Origin of the sequence: Myxococcus sp. AM011 (genome assembly GCF_013372595.1) — a bacterium.
GTDB classification, from domain to species: Bacteria; Myxococcota; Myxococcia; order Myxococcales; family Myxococcaceae; genus Myxococcus; species Myxococcus eversor.
Window position 1 is genome coordinate 1 of record NZ_JABXEM010000487.1, and the last position, 3,249, is coordinate 3,249.

The following is a 3,249-nucleotide window of genomic DNA, read 5'->3' on the forward strand; positions in this document are numbered from 1 at the left end:
GAGCGAAGTCGTCGCCAGAAGTGGCGGCGGCGAAGTCGGGAGGAGGGAGGGCCTTCCTATCGAGCTTGCCGTTGGCGGAGAGCGGGAAAGCGGAGAGAGAGACGAGAGCGGCCGGCACCATGTACTCGGGCAGGCGCTGGAGGAGGAAGGCGCGCAGAGCCGAGGCGTCGACGGAGGATTCGGCGGAGGTGAAGTAGGCGACGAGACGCTTGTCACCGGGGACATCCTCGCGAGCGAGGACGACGGCTTCCTGGATGCCGGAGAAGAGGCGGACGGCGGCCTCGACTTCGCCCAGCTCAATGCGGAAGCCACGCACCTTCACCTGGAAGTCGGAGCGGCCGAGGAACTCGAGGGTGCCGTCAGGCAGCCAGCGGACGCGGTCCCCGGTGCGGTAGAGGCGAGCACCCGGAGAAGAAGAGAAGGGGTGCGGGACGAAGCGCTCAGCGGTGAGGTCAGCGCGGTTGAGGTAACCCCAGGCCAGTCCGTCGCCACCGACGAAGAGCTCTCCGGGAACGCCAGCAGGCAACAGCCGGAAGGAGGAGTCGAGGACGAAGGCGGAGGAGTTGGAGAGAGGCGCGCCGATGGGGACGGAGCGAGAGACAGAGTCTCCGTGCCGCAGCGAGTGGGTGGCGGAGAAGGTGGTGTTCTCGGTGGGGCCGTAGCCGTTGACGAGGACGTGGCCCGAAGGGATGCGAGCGAGATGCTCGCGGACGCGGGACGGCGGAAGGACGTCACCACCGGCGAGCACCTGGCGCACGCCAGCGAGCGCAACGGGCTGAGTGGCAACCATCTGCTCAAAGAGAGCGGCCGTCAGCCAGAGAGAGGTGATGCCCTCGCGGACGAGCAGCGAGCCCAGCTCTTCCAAAGACAGCGAGTGAGGAGGAGCGAGGACGAGCTTGGAGCCGTGGAGGAGGGCGCCCCAGATTTCGAGGGTGGAGGCGTCGAAGGCGACGGGAGCGGCGTGGAGCCAGACGTCGGAGGCTCCGAAGGAGATGAAAGAAGAAGAGACGAGGCGAGTGACGCCGCGGTGAGGGACGCAGACCCCCTTGGGCTCGCCCGTGGAGCCGGAGGTGAACATGACGTAGGCAAGGTCATTGCCCGTCACATCCAGAGGCAGCGTGGAAGAAGGCTGGCCTGCGATGCGAGAAGTCTCCTCATCGATGACGAGGAGGACGGCGCCAAAGGCCGGCAAGTCGTCGACGACGTCGGAGTGAGAGAGGACGACGCCCGCGGCGGACTCACGGAGAACGAAAGCGAGACGCTCGGAAGGCCAGGCCTTGTCGAGAGGGACGTAGGCGGCCCCCGCCTTGAGGATGGCGAGGAGGGAGACGATGAGGTCCGCGGAGCGGTCAAGGCGGACAGCGACGCGAGAGCCCGGAAGCACACCCAACGAGCGCAGGTAATGAGCGAGCTGGTTGGAGCGCGAGTCGAGCTGGGCGTAGGAGAGTGACTCCTCGCCGGAGACGACAGCGACAGCGTCGGGCGAGCGAGCAGCCTGCTGAGCGAAGAGGGAGTGGATGGACGCGTCGCGCGGGTAGGCGGACGTGGTGCCGGTCCACGAAGGAAGCACCTGCTTCTCGTCCGGCGTCAGCATCGCAACCGAGGCGAGCTGGACATCGGGCGAAGCAGTCAGCCCCCCGAGCAGCACCGCGTAGTGCTGAGCGAGGCGCTCCATGGTCGCCGCGTCGAAGAGGTCGGTGTTGTAGTTGAGGATACCGGTGAAGCCGTTGGCGCCCTCTTCGAGCAAAAGGCTGAAGTCATACTTCGAGGTCTCGATGCTCGCGGCCATCCCGCTGAGGGTGAGACCGGGGAGCTCGAGTTCCTCTTCGGGCGCGTTCTGAAGGGTGAGGGTGACCTGGAAGAGGGGCGAGCGGCTCAGGTCGCGCTGAGGCTGGAGCTCCTCGACGAGCTTCTCGAAGGGGACATCCTGGTGCTCGTAGGCGGCCAGGGTCGACGTGCGAACCTGTGAGAGCAGCTCACGGAAGGACTGACGTGAGCCGATTCGCGCACGAAGGACCAGCGTGTTGACGAAGAAGCCGATGAGGCCTTCGGTCTCGGAGCGATTGCGGTTCGCGACGGGCGAGCCGACGGAGATGTCATCCTGGCCCGAGTATCGAGACAGCAAGGTCTGGAACGAGGCCAACAGCACCATGAAGGGCGTGGCGCCCTCGCGCTGAGCCAGGGCCTTCACGGCCTGCGTCAATTCGCGCGACAGCGCGATGGGGACCACTGCGCCGCGATACGTCTGGACCGCGGGACGCGGCCTGTCGGTGGGCAGTTCGAGCGAAGTGGAAGCGTCGGAGAGCTGCTGCCTCCACCAGGCAAGCTCTTCGGCGAGGACGTCGCCCTGGAGCCACTGACGCTGCCAGACGGAGAAGTCGGCGTACTGGATGGGCAGCGGCGCGAGCTGCGCAGGCTCACCACCAGCGAACTGACGATAGAAGGCCGCAATCTCCCGCACGATGACGCCGATGGACCAGCCGTCGGAGACGATGTGGTGAGCGGTGACGAGCAGGAGGTACTCGTCATCGGCGAGGCGCACGAGGGAGGCGTGCACCAGGGGGCCACGAGACAGGTCGAATGAGTGAAGCGCTTCCTCACGCATCAGCCGCTGGGCTTCAGCGTCGCGAGCGGAGGAGTCCAGGGCGCGCAGGTCCACGACGGGCAGCGCCACGCGGACATCCGGCTGGATGCGCTGGACGGGCTGGCCTTCGTGAATGGCGAAGTGGGTGCGAAGCACCTCGTGGCGCTGAATCAGCGCGTTGAGGGACTGGAGCAGCGCCTCCGCGTTGAGGTTGCCAGTGAGCTTGAGAGCCCAGGGGATGTTGTAGGTGGAAGCGCCAGGCTGGAGTTGGTCGAGGAACCAGAGGCGCTGCTGGGCGAAGGAGAGGGGCAGCGGCTGAGTGCGGTCGACAGGGACGAGGGCGGGCTGGCGAGACGAGGAGCCGTGGAGCAACTCCAGCCGCTCGGAGAGAAGCGCGACGGTGGGAGAAGAGAAGAGCTCACCGAGGGGCAACTCAACGTCGAAGGTGGAGCGGATGCGGGAGACGACCTGGGTGGCGAGGAGGGAGTGGCCGCCCAACTCGAAGAAGTCGCCGTGGACGCTGACGCGCTCCAGGCCGAGGACGTCGGCGAAGATGGAGGCAAGACGCGTCTGGGTAGGAGTGGAAGGTGGATCGAAGTCGTCGCCAGAAGTGGCGGCGGCGAAGTCGGGAGGCGGGAGCGCCTTCCTGTCGAGCTTGCCGTTGG

Annotated in this window: 1 protein-coding gene; it reads right to left on the reverse strand. The window is 66.7% G+C overall.

Going from position 1 to position 3,249, the window contains the following annotated elements:
• A partial coding sequence (locus tag HUW62_RS46505; RefSeq protein ID WP_176438106.1) for a non-ribosomal peptide synthetase occupies window positions 1-3,249 on the reverse strand: 3,249 nt, incomplete at both ends.